We start from the raw sequence: 17,047 nt of genomic DNA on the forward strand, positions 1-17,047 counted from the left end.
TCCGCGTGGTGCGGCGGGGTCAGGCTTTCCTGCCCCGCGGCGCCGCCTTGCGTTTCCTGTCCTTTTCGCCTTTGGCCGCGCTCTTGGGGGCAGGTTTGGCGGCGTTGTCGGCCTGGTCGAGCCACAGCAGCGCATCCACGTAGGAGACGAAGCGCTTGAGGTAGCCGGGGGAGAGGTCGCGCATGAGCTTGAGGGATTGCAGCGCCAGCAGGTGGGAGTTGAGGGGGCCGGCGTTTTCCGGGGCCTGGGCGAGGGCTTCGGCGAGTTGCTGTTCGACCTTCAGCTCGGCCCAGATCTTCTCGAAGTAGGCGAGGGAACTGATGTCGACCGGGGCGTCGGCGTCGTCCGTGGGGCTGGCCGGGGTGCCGGTGGTGTCGGCCCGCTTGCGCTGGTCGATGTGGGTGACGAGGTCGGTGAGGAGGGGCACGCGTCGGCTGGCTTCGAGCCGGGCGATGCGCTGGCGGAGCCGGGCGAAGTGGCCGCTGGCGTGGAGCGCGGTGAGTTCATCGGCGGCGTCGGGAAACTCACCGCAGGCGCGGGCGAGGAGGGCGTCGGCCTCGCTGCGGGCTTTGTCGAGGCGTGCGGTGTAATCGGCCAGTGCGCGGACGAGGCGGGTGTCGTCCTGCGGGTGGCTGCTTCGCCGGACGAGAGCTTCAAGATAGCGCAGGCGCACCGGGTCGATCTGCCCGGCGCCCGCGGCGCGCAGGGCGGCGAGGGTGGCGGCGGGATCGAGCGGCGGTGCAGCGCTCATTTGCCTTCGGCGGCGGCCTTGGCGGAGCGGGGCACCGGGGCCATCTCCACGCGGCGGTTGCGGGCGCGGCCTTCGGCGTCGGCGTTGGAGGCGACGGGCTGCTCGGGGCCGAAGGCGGCGGCGAAGATCGACGCGGCGGGCACGCCTTCCTCGATCATCGCCCGGGTGACGGTGAGGGCGCGCTGGGCGGAGAGCTCCCAGTTGTCGGCAAACTTGCGGTTGCTGTCGCGCACCGGGCGGTCGTCGGTGAAGCCGCTTACCATCAAAATCTCGTCGCGGGTGCCCAGGTAGGCGGCGAGCGGCGCAGCGAGGCTCTTCAGCAGCTGCCGGCCTTCGGGCTGGAGCTCGTCGGAGTTGAGGGCGAAGAGCACGCTGCCGCTGATGCCGATGCGCCCGTTATCCAGCGTGACGCGGCCGGAGGCGAGCGGGCCGGCGAGGGCTTTCTCCAGCGTCACGCGGCGCTGTTCTTCCTGCTGGCGTTTGTGCACCTCGGCCTCGAGGCTGCTGGCGAGCTCCAGCTGCACGCCCAGCACGCCCACCAGGATCAGCACGAAGGCGCCCAGCAGGCCGGACATCAGGTCGCCAAAGACGGCCCAGACCGGCGTGCTGTGCTCGATGTTGTCGTCGATGCTTTCCATTGATCAGCCTTCCCCGGCGAGGGACGCCTGCCGGCTGGAAAGCTGCTGCAGGTTCTCGACGATCTGCTTCTGGGACATCACCGACAGGTCGATGATCTCCCGCGCCTGGGCCACGTAGTAGGCGAGCTGCTCGTCGCTGCGGGCGACGGATTTTTCCAGCGAGCCTTCGATGCGCTGCAGGGTTTCCATCAGCTTGTCGCTGGATTCGCTGAACAGCTCCACCGCCAGCCCGAAGGCTTCGCCCAGGCTGGCCACCTCGACGGCGCCGCTGGCAAGAAGGGTGGTGGCTTCGGCGATCTTCGCGGATTCGCTGTCCACCTGCGCTTCGAAGCGCTTGCCGATGCCTTCCAGCAGGCTGGCGGAGGAGGCCACCAGGGCGTCGATGGCGCCGCGCTGTTCGGTGGAGGCGTGGTTGATGGCGTCGAGCAGCGTGGCCAGGGTTTCCATGATGCGGCTGCGCTCTTCGAGCAGGGTGTTGTCCCGGGCCATGCTGGCGGAGAGCTCCTGGCGCAGCTGCTGGATGACCGCGGCGGCGGCGCGGGGCGCTTCGGCGGCGGTCTCCATCAGGCGGGTGACTTCGCCGATGGTCTGGCTGGCCTGGGCGCGGGCGTCGGCGCTCATGGCGCGGGCCGTGTCGCCGAGGGTCAGGCAGATCTGTTCCTGCTGGGCCAGGGTGCGTTCGCCCACGCTCTGCCATTCGGCCTTGAGGGTGGCGGCGAGGGCTTCCACCGAGGCGGTCATGGCGGCCAGGCGCTGGGTGTCGGCGGCGGCGAGCTCGCCCTGCAGCGTGGCGTGGGAATCCTTGAGGGTGGCGAGGAGCGCGGCGGCGCCGGCCTCGAAGCGCGTGGCGAAGGCCGCCAGCGCGTCGCGGGTCTCGCGGGTGAGGGTGTCGGTGCTGCGCTCGTGGGCGGCGAGGGCGGCGGCCCAGGTGTCGGCCACCGAGCCCACCGCGCTGCTGAAGCGGGTCGAGAGGCCCTCCAGCTGGGCCGCGACGCTGCCGGCGAGCTGCGCGTGCAGCGCCTGGGTGTCGCTGCGGGCGGCGGCGAGGGCCGTGGCCAGCTCGGCCTGCAGGGCGGTGTGGGTCGCGCCGACGCTCGCCAGCAGCGCTGCGGAGCGGGTGTCGAAGGTGTCGGTGTAGGTCTGGAGGGCGGTCTGCAGTTGCTGGTGGAGCTGTGCGTTGCCGGCTTCGTGGCGGGCGAGGGCGGTGGTCCAGCCTTCGGTGACGGTGGCGACGCTGCTGCCCAGGCGTTCGGCGAGGCCGTCGAGCTGGGTCTGCACCGTGTCGGCGATGCGGGTGTGGGTGTCGCCGACGTTCGTCACCAGCGCGGTGGCGCGGGCGTCGAAAGTGTCGGCGAAGGCCTGGAGGGAAGTCTGCAGTTGCTGGTGGAGGCGCTCGTTGCCGCTTTCGTGGCGGGCGAGGGCGGTGGTCCAGCCGTCGGTGACGGTGCCGACGCTGTGGCCGAAGCGTTCGGCGAGGGCGTCGAGTTGCGTCTGAACCGTATCGGCGATGCGGGTGTGGGTGTCGCCGACGCTCGCCACCAGCGCGGTGGCGCGGGTGTCGAAGGTGTTGGCGAAGGCCTGGAGGGACGTCTCGAGCTGCTGGTGCAGGCGGTCGTTGCCGGCTTCTTGGCGGGCGAGGGCGGTGGTCCAGCCCTCGGTGACGGTGGCAACGCTGTGGCCGAAACGCTCGGCGAGGCCGTCGAGTTGGGCCTGCACGGTGTCGCCCACGCGGGCGTGGAGGGCGCTGGTCTCGCGGGCGATGCCGCTCATGGTGGCTTCGACCACCGGCTGGATGGTGGCGCCGGCGATGCGGGCGCTTTCGGTGAGGCTGTCGCGCAGGGATTGATCCACCGACGTGGCGAGGCCGGTGTAGATGCGCGTGGCTTCCTGGTAGTGGCTGTGCTGGTTGGCGAGGAGCTGCTCGGAGAGCTGCTGGTTGTGGCGTTCCAGCTGGGTCATCATCGTCTGCAGGGTGCTCACCATCTCGGGCAGGGCCTGGGCCTGGCCCTGCAGGGCGCGGTAGGTTTCCTCGCGCTGGTGGGCGAGGGAGAAGCCGCGCAGCACGGTGGCGATGCGGGCGTCGAGCAGCCGCCCGACGGCCAGCCGGTCGCGCCGCAGGAGCGCCGAGATCAGGCCCAGCAGGGTGGACGCCGCCACGCCCGCCACCGAGGTGCCAAAGGCCACGCCCAGGCCCTTCACCGGGGCGGCCAGGGCGGCGCGGATGGTGTGCAGGTCGGTGGTGCTCTCCAGCGCGATCACCGCGCCGTTGAGGGTGACGACCATGCCCAGGAAAGTGCCGAGCATGCCCAGCAGCACCAGCATGCCTACCAGATAAGGCGTCATGCTCGGGCCGGGCAGGCCGACGCGCTCGCCTTCGATGCGCAGGCGCACGGCGTTCTGCAGCGACGGATCGACGCCGGCCAGCCAGTTGTCGAGGCTGGGCAGGTTGTCCGGGATGGCCGCGAGGGCTTTGGCGAGGCTGTCGGTGGCGGCCGAAAAACGACGCAGCTCGGCCGCGCCGGCCATGTACACCAGGCCGATGATGACCGTCATCGCGAGGGCCAGCGGGCTGCCGCCGATATAGCCGACACCCACCCAGCCCACCGCAAACAGGCCGATGAAGAAGGCCGTCCAGCAAATCTTCTTGTTCATGCTTACTTTGTCACCTCGTTGCCAAGGGCTTCCAGGAGCCCCGCGACCGGTTGCAGGCGAAGGTCCAGCTCCGCCTGCAGTATGGTCTTCATGTCCTTGCAGAAAGTGGCCAGCCAGCCGCCGGGCTGCAGCCATTGGTCCGGGCTGTCGGCCTCGCCGGCTTCGGCGCGGGCCGCCCGGTGCGCCTGGTGGAGGCGCTCGAAATGCTTCGCCAGCGCCACCGGCACGCTGGTCAGCAGGTTGCGCTCGCGGGGGCCGAGGGCCTGTTCCATCACCCCATCCACCTGGGCCAGCTGCTTATGGGCCGGCGACAAGGCGGCCAGCGCGGCCCGGGCGCTGGCCCGCAGCGGCGTGATGGCGGCGCCCATGTCGCGCTGGTGGGCGAGGTAGTAGCGCTGGTAGGGCAGGAAATCCGCCGCGCCTTCAATCGACGGGTGCCAGTCCGGCCGGGGCAGCTTGACCCGCGCTTTGCCGGGCGTGGTGAGGCCGTCGAGGGCGATGGATTCTTCCAGCCCGGTGCGTACGCGGGTGAAGTCGTCGCGCAGGGCCTGCCCGGCGGTCGACGGTGCCGGTGCCACACGTGCCGGTTCGCTGCCCGCGGCGCTGTTGATCACCGCAAACAGCGCAATCGCGTCGGTGAAATCCAGCCACAGGCCGAGCCGGTCGGCAAAGCTCTGCCGGGATTCCGGGGCTTCCGCCACGGCCAGGTCGGCGAGCACGCGGATCAGCCGGGCGCTATGGGAGTGCGTACGGGACAGGCCTTGTGTCATGCCGGCGGGCAATGCCCAACTGCAAAAAAGGGGCCAAGGCTACTACAAAGTGAGGCAGGGGTCAGCGGAGCCGAGAGGCCTTGGGGCAGATCACGTGGCGTGGCGGCGGCACGGCCGCGCCGGGCAAGGCTGAAAGCCCGGTGGGGGGGCGTCCGTGGCGGTCAGCCGTGGCTGAAGTCAAGGATGATGATTGTTCCGGTGGCGGCACGGTCAGCGGCGCCCGCGGGGCCGTCGTAGTCGTCCACGCCTCTTACCTGGGCCTTGATCTGGTCGATGGGCGCGCCGTTTTCTGCAAGGAAGACCTGGATGGCGCGCACACGCCGGCCGAGCAGGACCGGGTTGTAGTCGGCCCTGGTGTGCCGGGCGAAGCCGGTCACCTTCACCACGGTGCCGCGATGCCGTTGCAGCATGATGCCGACGCGGGACAGGAAGCGGGCGTAGTCGGGGCGCAGGCGGTCCTGCCTGGTGTCGAAAGCTGCCCGGGTGTCGATCACCACGCGGGTGGTCGAGGTGCCGTCGGGAGCCTGTTCCGAATCAATGGTGAGATCGAGGGCGGCTTCGCGGCTGAAGCGGTCGAGCCGGCCGGCGGGGGCGGCGTCGTCGGCCTGCGCTTCGATGGTTGCGGGTGGAGCGGGTTCGGCCCGGGCCAGCCCGTGGGCGGGCAGCAGCAGGGTCAGGGTCAGGGTCAGGGTCAGCCAGGCCAGCCCGGATCTGAAGCGTTGCTGATCGGACATCGTCACTCCTTGGTGCGGATGGCGGCATCCCACAGGCTGCGCAGGCTGGCCATCAGCATGGGCGAGTGGCGCTGGGCATGGGACGCGAAGACCGCGACGACGGTTCCGTGATCGAAATCCACGTAGAGGCTGCTGCCGTAGGCGCCGATGATGGCGGCGCGGTGGCCCTTGCCCGGGTGGGCGAAACGGTATTGCCAGGTGGTGTCGGGGCCGAGGGCGCGGATTGCATCGGGCGTGGGCTGTGCCGGGTTGCCCGGGCTGGCCAGGGTGTCGGCGAACCAGCGTGGGGCAATGGTCCGGCGCCCCGACGGGGTGCGTGCGTCGAGCAGGCTCTGGCCAACGGCCGCGAAGTCTTCAAGGCTGAGGGCGAGGCCGTCGGCCAGGGGGGTGCCGGCGGGGTCGGTTGCCCAGAAGGCGGGATTGCGGGCGCGGCTGATCGCGAGCAGCTCGCAGAGGACGTCGGGGGCGGGTTTCTTCCAGGCTTTCTCGGTGGCCCAGAGCAGGAGGGCGCCTTCGGGGCCGCGCATGTCGCTGCCGGGGTCGCCGGACACCCGGGGCCACGCGCTGCGTCGAACGAGCCACGGCCGCACGCCGCCAACGCTGCCGGCAGGCATCCAGCCGCCTTCCTTCTGCCATTGGCGGAACTCGGCGTCGGACCACTGGAGCCCGGTGCGCCCGTCGAGCAGTCGTTGCATGGAGAGCTTGGCCAGCTCGCGGCTGGGCGCCAGTTCCGGTATCAGGCGGGGAATCGCCTTGCCGCGGGCGAAGCGCCCTTCGGCGCTGGCCTTGGCGAGCATCGTGACCAGCAGCGGGCGGGTGGCTTCGAGGAGGAGCTGGGGGCGGGCTGGATCGAAGCCGCTGCGGCGGTAGTCGAGCAGCACCTGGCCGTGCTGGAGCATCAGCACGCCGTCGGCGTCGATGCGGTTCTCCAGCAGGTGGCGCAAGCTGCGCTGGGCGCCGTCGGCGGGGTCGGTGGCGGTGCGCCGGTCGGGGTCGATGGGTTGTCGGGCTGGCGTGCGCGCCGGAGCGCCCGCGGGGGGCGTCAGGGCGATCCCGCGCATGAAGCGCGGTGCCTGGCCCAGCCCGTAGCGGAGGGTGCCGGGGTCGAGCCAGTTGCTCCCATTGACCGCGCTGCCGGCGAGCCCCGCTGGCGGGGTGTGGAGGGCTTGGGTGCATGCAGCGTCGGCGAGCACCGTTGCCGGGATCAGGCTGGCTGCGAGGATGAGATACGTGCGGCGCACGGTGATCCCCTAGACGTTAGGACGATAGGAGGACGGGCTGGCGAAGCGCTCGGCTGCCATCCGGGTCAGGTCGTTCAGATTGCCGGTGTTCCTGGCGATTTCGCGCAGCCATGCGCTGTCGTTGCGCTCGCTGATGACGAGGGCGCGCAGTTGCTCGAGCTGCTTCCGGCAGCCCAGGTCGTCGGCGTCGGCGGTGAGGCTGTCGATCAGCTCGCGCAGGGCGTCGCCAATAGGCACGCGGCGGCGCCGGATGGGGTCGGCCAGGGTGGCGCCGAAGCCGTAGCGGCTGGCCTGGAACTTGTTGTAGCGGGCGACCAGGGCCTGGCTGGCGGGGGCGATGGGCGGACGCGTGCGCAGCAGGTTGCGGGCCAGACACTGGGCGAAGGCGGCCAGCTCGACGGCCCGGTCGATGGTCAGCGGGGTGTCGCAGATGCGCAGCTCGACGGTGCCGTATTCGGGTTTGGGGCGCACGTCCCAGTACAGGTCCTTGATGCTCTCGGCCACGCCGCAGGCCTGGAGCAGGGCCATGTGGTCGAGGAAGGCGGCCCAGTCGGCCACGTCCGGCGACTGGCCGGACAGCGGAAAGGCCGACACGGCGTTGAGCCGGGCCGAGTCGAAACCGGTGTCGGTGGCGTCGATGAAGGGCGAGGAGGCGGACAGGGCGACGAAGTGGGGTACGTACTGGTTGAGGGCGTGGGTGAGCCAGATCGCGTCGTCGCCGCTGGTGACGCCGATGTGGATGTGCTGCCCGAACACCGTGAACTGTTTGCTCAGATAGCCGTAGCGGTTGTTCAGGAACGCGAAGCGTTCGCCCGGGCTGATCCGGCGCTCGGGCCAGCGGTGGAAGGGATGGGTGCCGCCGCCGCACACGGCGATGTTGTTCAGCCGGCAGTGGGTGACGAGCACGTCGCGCAGGCCGTCCAGGTCGGCCGCGATGGCGGTGGCGTCGAGGCGGGGGCGGGAGTTCACCTCGATCATGCTTTCGGTGATCTCGAGCTTCACCTCGCCGAAGCGGTCGTCGTACCGCAGGCCGGCGAGCAGGTCGGTGGCGGCGCGGGTGAGGTCGTAGTCGCGCAGGGAGACCAGCTGGAGTTCGAGTTCGACGCCCAGGGTCAGGGGACGGCTGGACGAAAAGGAGAGCTGCGAGAGGTCGCTCATCGGGCAGGCTCCGGGCGGGTGGGTTCGGTTTCGCCGGCGCGCTGGAGGGCCCGCTTGCATAGCTGGGGCCCGACGAACTCCATCATGGCGGCGGCGATCAGGGGGAGCAGCAGCGGCTGGCTGCTGACCTCGGGGTACAGGGCGGCGAGCTCGGCGGCCATGAAGATGGCCGTCGCCGACAGCGGCTGGATGCCGATGCCCACCAGCCGACGTTTGTCGAGAGGCAGGTCGTGGCGGCCGGTGCTCACCACGCCGATGAACTTGGCGAGGCCGCGCATCAGGATCAGGCCCAGCGCCTGGACGCCGGTGGTCCAGTCCAGCTCGCCCAGGGGCAGCATCGCGCCGGTGACCACGAACAGGAGGATGGCGAGAATCCAGTGGCCTTGGGGCAGGCCGGTGTAGGCGAGGGTCCTGTCCCGGTCCGCCAGGTTGAGCGCGGCGCCCATCATGAAGAGGGTCAGGAAAACCGGCACGGCGAGCATGCGCGCCATGCCGATGGCCATCAGGGCGGTCGACACGAGGACGAACACCCGAGCCACTGACCCGCGCGCCTGGCGGCCGGCGATGATCAGCGCCAGGCGGGCGCAGAGCAGGCCGATCAGGATGCCGCCGCCCACCACCCACAGGGGGTGGGCGATGGCGTTGAGCCAGTCGCCGGCCTGCTCTGCGTGGAGCAGGCCGAGCACCACCGCGAAGACCACGAAGGAGAGGGCGCAGCTGATCGCCGTGAGCAGCAGGGTGCGCTGGGTGACCTGCCCCTGGGCGCGGTTCTCCTCGGCGGTGAGCAGCACGACCGCCGGGGCCGAGGCCATGGTGATGGCGGCCGTCGCCGCGCTCCAGCCGGGGGAGAGGCCGACGGCCAGCAGCGCGAAGATGAAGATGGTGAGGAATGCCAGCGCGGATTCGGCCGCCGCGCTCACCAGCAGCCCGCGGTTGGCGCTCAGCCAGCGCAGGTCGAGGTGGCGTCCCGTCTCCATCAGCAGCAGGCCCAGGGCGGTGTCGGCCAGCGGTTTGGCGAGCGCGATGGTCTCCCGGTCGAGCCAGCCCAGGGCGCCGGGGCCGCTGATGGCGCCGGCCAGCACGTAGCCGACGATGCGCGACAGGCCGAGCGTCCGGAACAGCGTCTCGCCGACGATCAGGCCGCCGACGAGGAGCAGCGAGAACAGGACCAGCGGGTCGAGCTGGTCGGGGAAGGGGGGCAGGAAGATCAGGCTGTCCTGGAGGGCTTCCCAGCCCTGGCGCAGTCCGGTGCTCATCGTGATGGGGCTCCGTCGGCCGGGTGCCGGGCCGCGGGAATGCCACCGAGGCGTGCCTCGCCGGCAGCGATGAGCGCGGCCTGGGTGCACAGCGGGCCGATCAGCTGCATCAGCACGATGGCGCCCATGAGGGTACCCGAGAGTGCAGGGCCGACGCCGCCTTCGAGGGGGCCGGCGTCGCCGAGCAGGACCAGGGCCACACTGGACATGGGCAGCAGCCCGATGGCGGTGAAGCGTGATTCCCTGGCGGTGATGCCCAGTCGGCGTCCCATCAGGTGGAGGGCCGCCCAGCGGGCGCCGAAGCGCGTCAGTGCGTAGGCCGTGGCGGTGGCTGCGTATTCTGCGAGCAGGCCGATCTCCAGCGCGGCACCGGCCAGCACGAAGGTCACCACCAGAAAGACCCGGGCATCCGACGAGATGCGGATGGCCAGCACGGCCTTGTGCCGGTCGGCTATGCGGGTGCCGATCCCGAAGGTGAGCAGCGTGAGCAGGGGCGACATCTCCAGGGTCAGGGGCAGCCCGGTGCCGACCACGATGAGGCCCAGCAGCATGAGGTGCTGGTGCTCCACCTGGGGGCCCAGCCGGCGGGCGGCCGCGCAGGCCGTGAGGGCCAGTCCGGCGCCCAGCAGCACGGACAGCAGCACGTGGCCGGCCGCAGTGGCGTAGCCGGGCGTCAGCTCGGTGGTGCCACTGGCAGCGAGCATCGGCAGGATCACGCTGACGGCGGCAAAGGCCACGCAGCCGTTCAGGGCCACGAGGCCGAACAGGCGTCGGGTGAACGGCCCGTCAGCGCCGGAGTCGCGGGTGGTGGCGATGGTGATCGCCGGCGAAGTGGATGCGGCGATGGCGGCGGCGAACAGCCCGCCGGCAAGCCCGAAACCGAGCAGGTACATGAGAGTCGTGATCGTTGCGAAGACTGTGCTGGTCTCCGCCAGGCTGAGCAGTACGAGACGGCGGTCGATGCGGCGCCCCGTGAGCGGGAAGTGGTGGCCCAGTTCGAACAGGATCAGGCCGATCCCCGGGTAGATGAAAAACTGCGCGGCGTCGAGAATGTAGGGGTCGATCCAGCGCAGCCCGCTGTTACCGATCAGGACCCCGAACAGCACGAAGCCGGTCGTGCGCGGGAGCCCGAAGGCGCGACGGCTGATCTCGCCGCTGGCCAGCCCGCCCAGGAGGAGCAGGCCGAACAGCAGCAAGGGAGAGGCTTCGAAGGCGTAGAGCTGAGTCGGCATGAACGCGGCGGGTGCTTGGTCCGGGTGGGGGAAAACCGGCCCGGTCTGCCTTCGCCCGGCAGGTGCGGGCGTGATGTCTGGGGCGAAAGCCTGCAACATCGAGACACGGCTTGAAATTTATATTGGTACAAATATAATTGACGACAATGAATTCTGCAAACACGAATCCGCGCTTGCCCGACGCAGCCGATGACCTGCCCATGGACACCATGCCCCTGGTGGTGCTCAAGCAGTTCCGGGTGATCTACGGGTCGGTGCGCCAGCACTTCCGGGATGTCGAGCAGCGATGCGGGGTGTCCGGGTCGCAGCTGTGGCTGATCCACGAGATTGCGCGAACGCCTGGCTGCGGGGTGTCTGAGCTGGCCAGCCGGCTGTCGATCCACCAATCCACCTGCAGCCAGCTGGTCGAGAAGCTCATCGCCAAGGGGCTGGTGAGCAAGGTGCGCAAGCCGGATGACCAGCGCCGCGTCGGCCTGCATCTGCAGGACGAGGCCGCCCGGGTGCTGGCCCTGGCTCCCGGGCCGTTCGAGGGCGTGCTGCCCCAGGCGCTGCAGGGGTTGCCGTCCGAGGTGCTGGCTCAGTTGCACCAGAACCTCGCCCAGGTGGTGGCCAATCTCACCGATCGGGATGAGCAGTCTGCGGAGCGTCCGCTGTCCGATCTTTGACGAAACAGGGGCTCGTGCCCCGGGAGGAGGCATCATGGCCCGCAATGCCACAATCAGGATTGGCCTGTCAGCGAGGCTGTTCCATCCCCAGGACGGCGCGACCGGTCTCCAGTCGAAGACGCTGCAGGTGCTGGAGCAATCCATCGCCCACTGGGTGATGTCCCGCAACGTGCTGGTCCTGATGGTGCCGTCCATCCTCAAGGACGGGCCGATCCACCGCAGCGACATCCGTCTGCGGGATTACGCGGATTTTCTCGACGGGCTCGTCCTCCAGGGCGGGGCTGACGTCAGCCCCGAAGCCTACGGCGAGCAGCCTCTCCGGGCGGATTGGGCCGGTGACCGGGTGCGGGACGCCTACGAGATGGAGTTGCTGCACGAGTTTGTCGAGGCGGGCAAGCCGGTACTGGGGATCTGCCGGGGCATGCAGCTGATCAACGTCGCCTTCGGGGGCTCGCTTCACCAGGACATCCCGACCCAGTTCGGCGCCGGCGTCATGCATCAGGCCGACGCCTATGACATGCACAGTCACGGAGTGGTCTTCACCGAGGGCGGGCAGTTCGCCCGGTGGTTCGGATCGCCGGGTGGCGGGGAGGTGGTGTCCATCCACCACCAGTGCGTCCGTGCCCTGGGCCGCGATCTGGTCGTCGAGGCCACGGCCCCCGAGGACGGGATGATCGAGGCGATCAGGCACACCGGCCACCGCTTCGTGGTCGGGGTGCAGTGGCACCCCGAGTTCCACGCCGCCGGCGCGACACGCCTGCTCGACTGCGCCCCGCTGCTCGATGCCTTCCACCAGGCGGCGCGCAACGCGCGTTAGGTGGGCTGGGCGGCCAGGATCGCCACGTAGCCGAGCTTGAAGAAGGCCGCCGACACGGGCAGCGCCAGGTGTCCGGCAATCTGGATGCCCATGCTGAAGCGGTCGGCCAGCGGGTAGGCGATGGCGGTCGAGGCGATCATCCCCAGGCCGGCGACGACCATCATCGCCCGGCCGGTGGTGAGCACCCGGCGCGGGTCAGGGGCGGGCTTGTGCATGGTGGGCTCCTTGGGTGGCGGTGGCCGGCTGGCCGGCGGTGAGGGCGATGCGGCAGATGTGCTCCAGCCGCTCCACGTGTTCAAAGGCTTCCCAGGGCGTCTTGCCGACGGCCACCACGCCGTGGCGGTCCAGCCCGACGATGTGGGGCGCCGGGCCGAGGGCCGGCTTGAACGCGGCCTCGCAGGCTTCGGCAAGTTCCTCGCTGGTGGCGGGCAGGGCCGGCACGTCGGGCCCGACCCGGGTGTAGCGGGTGACCTCCGGGAAGTCCGCCGAAAGCTCGGCCAGCCGGTGCCCCGCGTAGAGCGCCGCGACGATGTGGGTCGGGTGCAGGTGGAGCACCGTGAGGTTGCGGCTGCCGAACAGCGCCTGCAGGCGGCGGTGGAGCTCCAGTTCGCCCGACGGCCGCGGCCAGGCGTCCGGCGCGGGCGTCTCGCCGGCGGGCACGAACACGAACTGGGTGGGCACCAGCGCGTGCTTGATCACGCCGCTGGCCGACACCAGAAAGCCGCGGCGGTCGGTCATCGCCACCGACACGTTGCCGTCGCGGGTGCTGATCCAGCCCAGCTCGTAGGCCCGCCGCATCACGGCGCAGGCCTGCTCGACCACGGGGTGTTCGGGCGGGGTGTCCTTCTTCTCGATCATGGCGGCTCTCCGTTGGGGTTGTTTGAAGTGGACTTTAGAATGCATCTTTTAAAGAGTCAACGAAAATGAATCTTTACGGAAATCCACTATAATCAAAGGGTCAATCACCCCACGTCCCCGGATCGCGACCGCCGACCATGCACATCACCCTGCACACGGACTACGCCCTGCGCGTCCTGATCTACCTGGCCTCCAACGAAGAGCGCCTACCGACGATCCAGGAAATCTCGGCGCGTTTCGACATCTCGCGCAGTCACCTGATGAAGGTGGTCAATCAGCTGATCCGCAATGGCTTTGTGGAGGGCATCCGCGGCAAGGGCGGCGGCCTGCGCCTGGCCCGGCCGCCAGCGGGCATCGGCATTGGCGACGTGGTGCGCAAGATGGAGACCGACCTGTCGCTGGTGGAATGCTTCACCGACACCAGCCGCTGCCTGCTCACCTCGAGTTGCAAGCTGCGCGGCGTGCTCGACGACGCGCTGGAGGCCTTCTTCGCGTCGCTGGACAAGGTGACCCTCGCCCAGCTGCTGGGGCCCGCCCAGCGGCAGATCCTCTTCATGCCCCAGCGCCCGCCAGCGCCTGCCGCCGACCGCAGCGCCCCCGCCGACGGCTGAACACACGTCGCGCTTTGCAGCGCAGATCCCGGGCTGGCCGAGGCTGATCCGGGGCGTCGGCGCGCGTCCCCATCGCCCGCGCCGGGCGTCATCCGGCCGCTGACCGTTGTTTTTCTGCCCGATGTTCTTCCGGCTCGCCGGAGGCGCCGCCACGTCCTTTCGCCGGGTGAAATCACGGCGCTACCCCCTATGCCTTTCGAAATATATCGAAGGTAATGCCGCCGGGTGATGCATAATGGGTACTTTCGTGCCGTGCTGCGGTGCGATGCGCGCCCCCGGCGGCGCGCGCTTTGCCTACAATCCTGATATCCCCCGACCACCCGAAGCCCATCTGCCGATGAATTCGCCTCTTTCCGATACCGATCAACTCGCCGACGCCCGAGGCTGGTGGTTCGTCCAGCGCGGCCGGGAAGTCCTCCTCGACGAGACGGGCGGCGTGCCCTGCGGCCCCAACCCGCTGCTCGGGCTCGATCCGCTGCCGGCGCTGCAGGTGGGCGAGTTCGACGGCATGCCCTGCTTTGCCGTCGAGCTGCCGCTGGATGCGCCCTTCGGCGGCTTCTTCGGCGACCCGAAGCGCCTCTACGACAGCCTGCCGCTCCCGGCCCGCACGCCCTTGTCGCGGGCGCTGGAGGTGCTCGAATGGGATCGCACCCACCGCTTCTGCGGCAGCTGCGGCGCGCCCACCGAGCACCGCGGCGCGGGGATCGTGCGCCACTGCAGCAACGATGCCTGCGGGCGCGAGCACTTTCCGCGCGTCTCGCCGGTGGTGATCATGGCCGTCGAGCGCGGCGAGGAGATCCTCCTCGGGCGCTCCCATCACTTCCCGCCGGGCGTCTACAGCGTGCTGGCCGGTTTCGTGGATGCCGGCGAGAGCGCCGAGCAGGCCGTGCATCGGGAGATCTTCGAGGAGACCGCCCTGGCAATCCGCGACGTGCGTTACTTCGCGAGCCAGCCGTGGCCGTTTCCCCATTCGCTGATGCTCGGTTTCCAGGCCCAGTGGGCCGGCGGCGAGATCGTCTGCGACCCGCGCGAGATCGAGGACGCCGCCTTCTTTCATGTGGATCGGTTGCCCAAGACCTTCCGCTTCAGTTCAACCCTGTCGTTCTGGCTGATCCAGGACTTCTGCAAACGCCACGGCCGCCCTTGGCCGGACGGCGCCTGACCCGCCCCGGAGACAACCGATGTCGATTTCCCCCCGCGACCTGCTGACGCGGATGTTCACCGCAGCCGTCAATGCCGCCCAGCCCGAGCATTGCCTGCCCCGCTTCCTGCCCAAACCGCCCAAGAAGGGCCGCACCATCGTGATCGGCGCCGGCAAGGCCTCGGCCGAGATGGCCCGGGTGCTCGAACGCCACTGGCCGGGCGAGCTCACCGGCCTCGTCGTCACCCGCTACGGCCACGCCGTGCCCTGCGAGCGCATCCAGATCGTCCAGGCCGCCCACCCGGTGCCCGACGGCGCCGGCCGCGCCGCGGCGGGCCGCATGCTTGACATGGGCCGCCAGGTGACCGCCGACGATCTGGTGATCTGCCTGATCTCCGGCGGCGGCTCGGCCCTGCTGCCGCTGCCCGGCGACAACATGATGCTGCAGGACAAGCAGGCCATCTCCCGGGCGCTGCTCAAAAGCGGCGCGACCATCTCCGAGATCAACTGCGTGCGTCGCCACCTGTCGGCGGTCAAGGGCGGCCGGCTGGCGGCGGCCTTCCATCCGGCGCGGGTGGTCAATCTGCTGATCTCCGACGTGCCCGGCGACAACCCGGTGGACATCGCCTCCGGCCCCACGGTGGGCGACCCCACCACCTGCGCCGACGCCCTCGACATCGTCCGCCGCTACGCCATCGAGCTGCCCAAGGGCGCCCGCTGGCTGCTCGAGACCGGCGAGGGCGAGACGGTGAAGCCCGATGACCCGCGCCTCGCCCGGGTCGAGACCCACCTCATCGCCACCCCGCAGATGGCCCTCGAGGCCGCCGCCGAGGTGGCTCGCAAGGCCGGCGTCACGCCGGTGATCCTCGGCGACAGCATCGAGGGCGAGGCCCGCGACGTGGCCAAGGTGATCGCCGCCATTGCCCTCCAGGCAAAGCGCCACGGCCAGCCGGCCGGCGCGCCCTGCGTGCTGCTGTCGGGCGGCGAGACGACCGTCACCGTGCGCGGTGCCGGGCGCGGCGGGCGCAACGTGGAGTTCCTGCTCGGCCTCGCCCTGGCCCTCGACGGGGCGCCGGACATCTTCGCGGTGGCCGGTGACACCGACGGCGTGGACGGCCTGGAGGACATCGCCGGCGCCTTCGTCACCCCGGACACCCTCGCCCGCGCCTGGGCGCTGGGCATCCGCCCTCGCGACAGCCTCGACGCCAACGACGGCCACGGCTTCTTCGGGGCGCTGGGCGACGCCCTCGTCACCGGCCCGACGCTCACCAACGTCAATGATTTCCGTGCCGTGCTGGTGGGCCTGCCGGGCAAGGGCTGAGCACTGACGGAGGGCCGGGCGGGGTCAAGAATCGACCCGTCCGGCCGTTATCTCCGTCATGATTTGCGCGCATTTTTCGGCCTGACCGATGACGCCGGGGCTCAAGCTTCCGGGCGTCGTTGCGGTGGGGGCCTCTTCCTTCTCCACGCCGCCGCGCCGGGTTCCGCGCCTGAGCCGGCTTGCGCTTGCGGGCCTGCTGTTGCTGGCGGCCTGCTTTCCGGGGGGCGCCGCGGCCGAGACGGCGTCCGAGGCCCAGCTCCGGGCCGCGTATCTGGTCAATTTCCTGAAATACGTCGAATGGCCCGCCGCCATCACGGGGGCCAACATCTGTGTGCTCGGCCGTGACAGCCTGGCCGGGCCGCTGGCGTCCTACGAAGGGCGGCTGATCCAGGGGCGGGAGATCCGCATCCGCCGGGTGAGCCAGCCCGAACAGCTGGCCGACTGCCAGGAGGTGTTCGTGCCGGACGGCGACGAAGAGCGCTTTGCCGGCGCGATCCGCAACCTGGGCCGGCAGCCGGTGCTCACCGTCGGCGAGAACACCCGTTTTGTCGAGCAGGGCGGCGGCGTGGCCCTGGTGCGGGTGGATAACCGGCTGGTGTTCGACGTGAATCTGTCCGTGCTGCAGCGGGCCGGGCTGAAGGTCAGCCCGCAGATGCTGCGGCTCGCGCGGGACGTTGTCGGAGGCCATCGATGAGCCGCTTCGGCCCCGCCCTCGACGCCCGCATCGCCGCGCTCCCGATCCGCCGCAAGCTGACGCTGATCGTGGCCATCGCGGTGGCGGTCGGGCTCGCATTCGTGTTCGTGATCGTCGGGGCCGGCGAGCTGCGCGAGAACTACGCGGCGCGGGTGGCCAAGCTGCGCGCGGTGGCCGACGTGGTGGCCTTCAACGCCTCGGCGGTGCTCGACTTTCAGGACGCCGGCGGCGCCACCAACCTCTTCCGGGCCTTCGAAAGCGATCCCGACATCGTCGCGGCGCACCTCGTCCAGAAGGGCGGCGGCTTCAGCCACACCTACACGGCGAAGGGCTGGCAGGCGCCCCTGCCGCCGCCGACGACCCGCCTCGCCGAGCATTTCACCACCCACTTCGACTGGGTCACCCTGTCGGTGATGGTGCCGATGTACAGCGGCGGCGAGTTGATCGGATCGCTGGCGGTGGTCAGCCGGCTCGACAACCTGTGGGCCACGGTCGCGCTGTAGTTCCT

General features: G+C 70.2%; 18 protein-coding genes. 7 read left to right on the forward strand and 11 right to left on the reverse strand.

From position 1 onward, the window contains the following. Window positions 1–19 precede the first annotated feature (19 nt). The 9 genes from Q0672_RS02560 to Q0672_RS02600 form a co-directional block, all read right to left on the reverse strand. Complete coding sequence (locus tag Q0672_RS02560) at window positions 20–751, reverse strand: DUF2894 domain-containing protein (protein ID WP_298619384.1); 732 nt, start codon at window positions 749–751, stop codon at window positions 20–22. Further along, on the reverse strand, window positions 748–1,389 hold the full coding sequence (locus Q0672_RS02565; protein ID WP_153160698.1) for an OmpA family protein: 642 nt from the start codon (window positions 1,387–1,389) through the stop codon (window positions 748–750). Before Q0672_RS02565 ends, Q0672_RS02560 begins: the two co-directional genes overlap by 4 nt. 3 nt (window positions 1,390–1,392) lie before the next feature. Then, complete coding sequence (locus tag Q0672_RS02570) at window positions 1,393–4,041, reverse strand: DUF802 domain-containing protein (protein WP_298619387.1); 2,649 nt, start codon at window positions 4,039–4,041, stop codon at window positions 1,393–1,395. 2 nt (window positions 4,042–4,043) lie between these two features. Next, window positions 4,044–4,811, reverse strand: coding sequence for a DUF3348 domain-containing protein (locus tag Q0672_RS02575; protein ID WP_298619389.1), 768 nt, complete (start codon window positions 4,809–4,811; stop codon window positions 4,044–4,046). A gap of 161 nt (window positions 4,812–4,972) precedes the next feature. After that, the gene (locus Q0672_RS02580) at window positions 4,973–5,545 is read right to left on the reverse strand and encodes a hypothetical protein (protein ID WP_298619391.1); all 573 of its coding nucleotides are present in this window, start codon (window positions 5,543–5,545) and stop codon (window positions 4,973–4,975) included. 2 nt (window positions 5,546–5,547) lie between these two features. Continuing rightward, on the reverse strand, window positions 5,548–6,786 hold the full coding sequence (locus tag Q0672_RS02585) for a hypothetical protein (protein WP_298619393.1): 1,239 nt from the start codon (window positions 6,784–6,786) through the stop codon (window positions 5,548–5,550). A 9-nt stretch (window positions 6,787–6,795) separates the two neighbouring features. Next, entirely contained in the window at window positions 6,796–7,944 is a 1,149-nt protein-coding gene (locus tag Q0672_RS02590) for a YbdK family carboxylate-amine ligase (RefSeq protein WP_298619395.1), read from the reverse strand. Beyond that, window positions 7,941–9,200 carry a cation:proton antiporter gene (locus Q0672_RS02595; protein WP_298619397.1) on the reverse strand — a complete coding sequence of 420 codons (1,260 nt, stop codon included), beginning with the start codon at window positions 9,198–9,200 and terminating at the stop codon, window positions 7,941–7,943. The genes Q0672_RS02590 and Q0672_RS02595 overlap by 4 nt, the downstream gene beginning before the upstream one ends. Continuing rightward, complete coding sequence (locus tag Q0672_RS02600; protein ID WP_298619399.1) at window positions 9,197–10,432, reverse strand: cation:proton antiporter; 1,236 nt, start codon at window positions 10,430–10,432, stop codon at window positions 9,197–9,199. The genes Q0672_RS02595 and Q0672_RS02600 overlap by 4 nt, the downstream gene beginning before the upstream one ends. A 173-nt stretch (window positions 10,433–10,605) precedes the next feature. On the opposite strand from Q0672_RS02600, the gene Q0672_RS02605 reads away from it, so the two are divergent. Both Q0672_RS02605 and Q0672_RS02610 read left to right on the forward strand, forming a co-directional pair. Continuing rightward, window positions 10,606–11,097 (forward strand): MarR family winged helix-turn-helix transcriptional regulator, encoded by a 492-nt coding sequence (locus Q0672_RS02605; protein ID WP_298619401.1) that lies wholly within the window; start codon window positions 10,606–10,608, stop codon window positions 11,095–11,097. 34 nt (window positions 11,098–11,131) lie between these two features. Beyond that, window positions 11,132–11,914 carry a gamma-glutamyl-gamma-aminobutyrate hydrolase family protein gene (locus tag Q0672_RS02610; RefSeq protein ID WP_298619403.1) on the forward strand — a complete coding sequence of 261 codons (783 nt, stop codon included), beginning with the start codon at window positions 11,132–11,134 and terminating at the stop codon, window positions 11,912–11,914. Here the strand turns inward: Q0672_RS02610 and Q0672_RS02615 are convergent. Then, window positions 11,911–12,129 (reverse strand): hypothetical protein, encoded by a 219-nt coding sequence (locus Q0672_RS02615; protein WP_298619405.1) that lies wholly within the window; start codon window positions 12,127–12,129, stop codon window positions 11,911–11,913. The two genes, Q0672_RS02610 and Q0672_RS02615, sit on opposite strands and share 4 nt — an antisense overlap. After that, window positions 12,110–12,772: a class II aldolase/adducin family protein gene (locus Q0672_RS02620; protein ID WP_298619407.1), complete on the reverse strand. Its 663-nt coding sequence runs from the start codon at window positions 12,770–12,772 to the stop codon at window positions 12,110–12,112. The genes Q0672_RS02615 and Q0672_RS02620 overlap by 20 nt, the downstream gene beginning before the upstream one ends. A 137-nt stretch (window positions 12,773–12,909) precedes the next feature. Between Q0672_RS02620 and Q0672_RS02625 the strand changes: the two genes are divergently transcribed. The 5 genes from Q0672_RS02625 (at window position 12,910) to Q0672_RS02645 (ending at window position 17,042) form a co-directional block, all read left to right on the forward strand. Next, the gene (locus Q0672_RS02625; protein ID WP_298619409.1) at window positions 12,910–13,383 is read left to right on the forward strand and encodes an Rrf2 family transcriptional regulator; all 474 of its coding nucleotides are present in this window, start codon (window positions 12,910–12,912) and stop codon (window positions 13,381–13,383) included. 235 nt (window positions 13,384–13,618) lie between these two features. Further along, window positions 13,619–14,545, forward strand: a complete 927-nt coding sequence (gene nudC, locus Q0672_RS02630; protein WP_298619411.1) for an NAD(+) diphosphatase — start codon at window positions 13,619–13,621, stop codon at window positions 14,543–14,545. A gap of 19 nt (window positions 14,546–14,564) precedes the next feature. After that, window positions 14,565–15,845, forward strand: coding sequence for a glycerate kinase (locus tag Q0672_RS02635; RefSeq protein WP_153160682.1), 1,281 nt, complete (start codon window positions 14,565–14,567; stop codon window positions 15,843–15,845). Window positions 15,846–15,969: 124 nt separating this feature from the next. After that, window positions 15,970–16,539, forward strand: coding sequence for a YfiR family protein (locus Q0672_RS02640; RefSeq protein WP_298619413.1), 570 nt, complete (start codon window positions 15,970–15,972; stop codon window positions 16,537–16,539). Continuing rightward, entirely contained in the window at window positions 16,536–17,042 is a 507-nt protein-coding gene (locus Q0672_RS02645) for a CHASE sensor domain-containing protein (RefSeq protein WP_298619416.1), read from the forward strand. Before Q0672_RS02640 ends, Q0672_RS02645 begins: the two co-directional genes overlap by 4 nt. Window positions 17,043–17,047: the final 5 nt, after the last annotated feature.

It is taken from the genome of uncultured Zoogloea sp. (assembly GCF_937894855.1).
In the GTDB taxonomy this organism is placed as follows: domain Bacteria; phylum Pseudomonadota; class Gammaproteobacteria; order Burkholderiales; family Rhodocyclaceae; genus Zoogloea; species Zoogloea oryzae.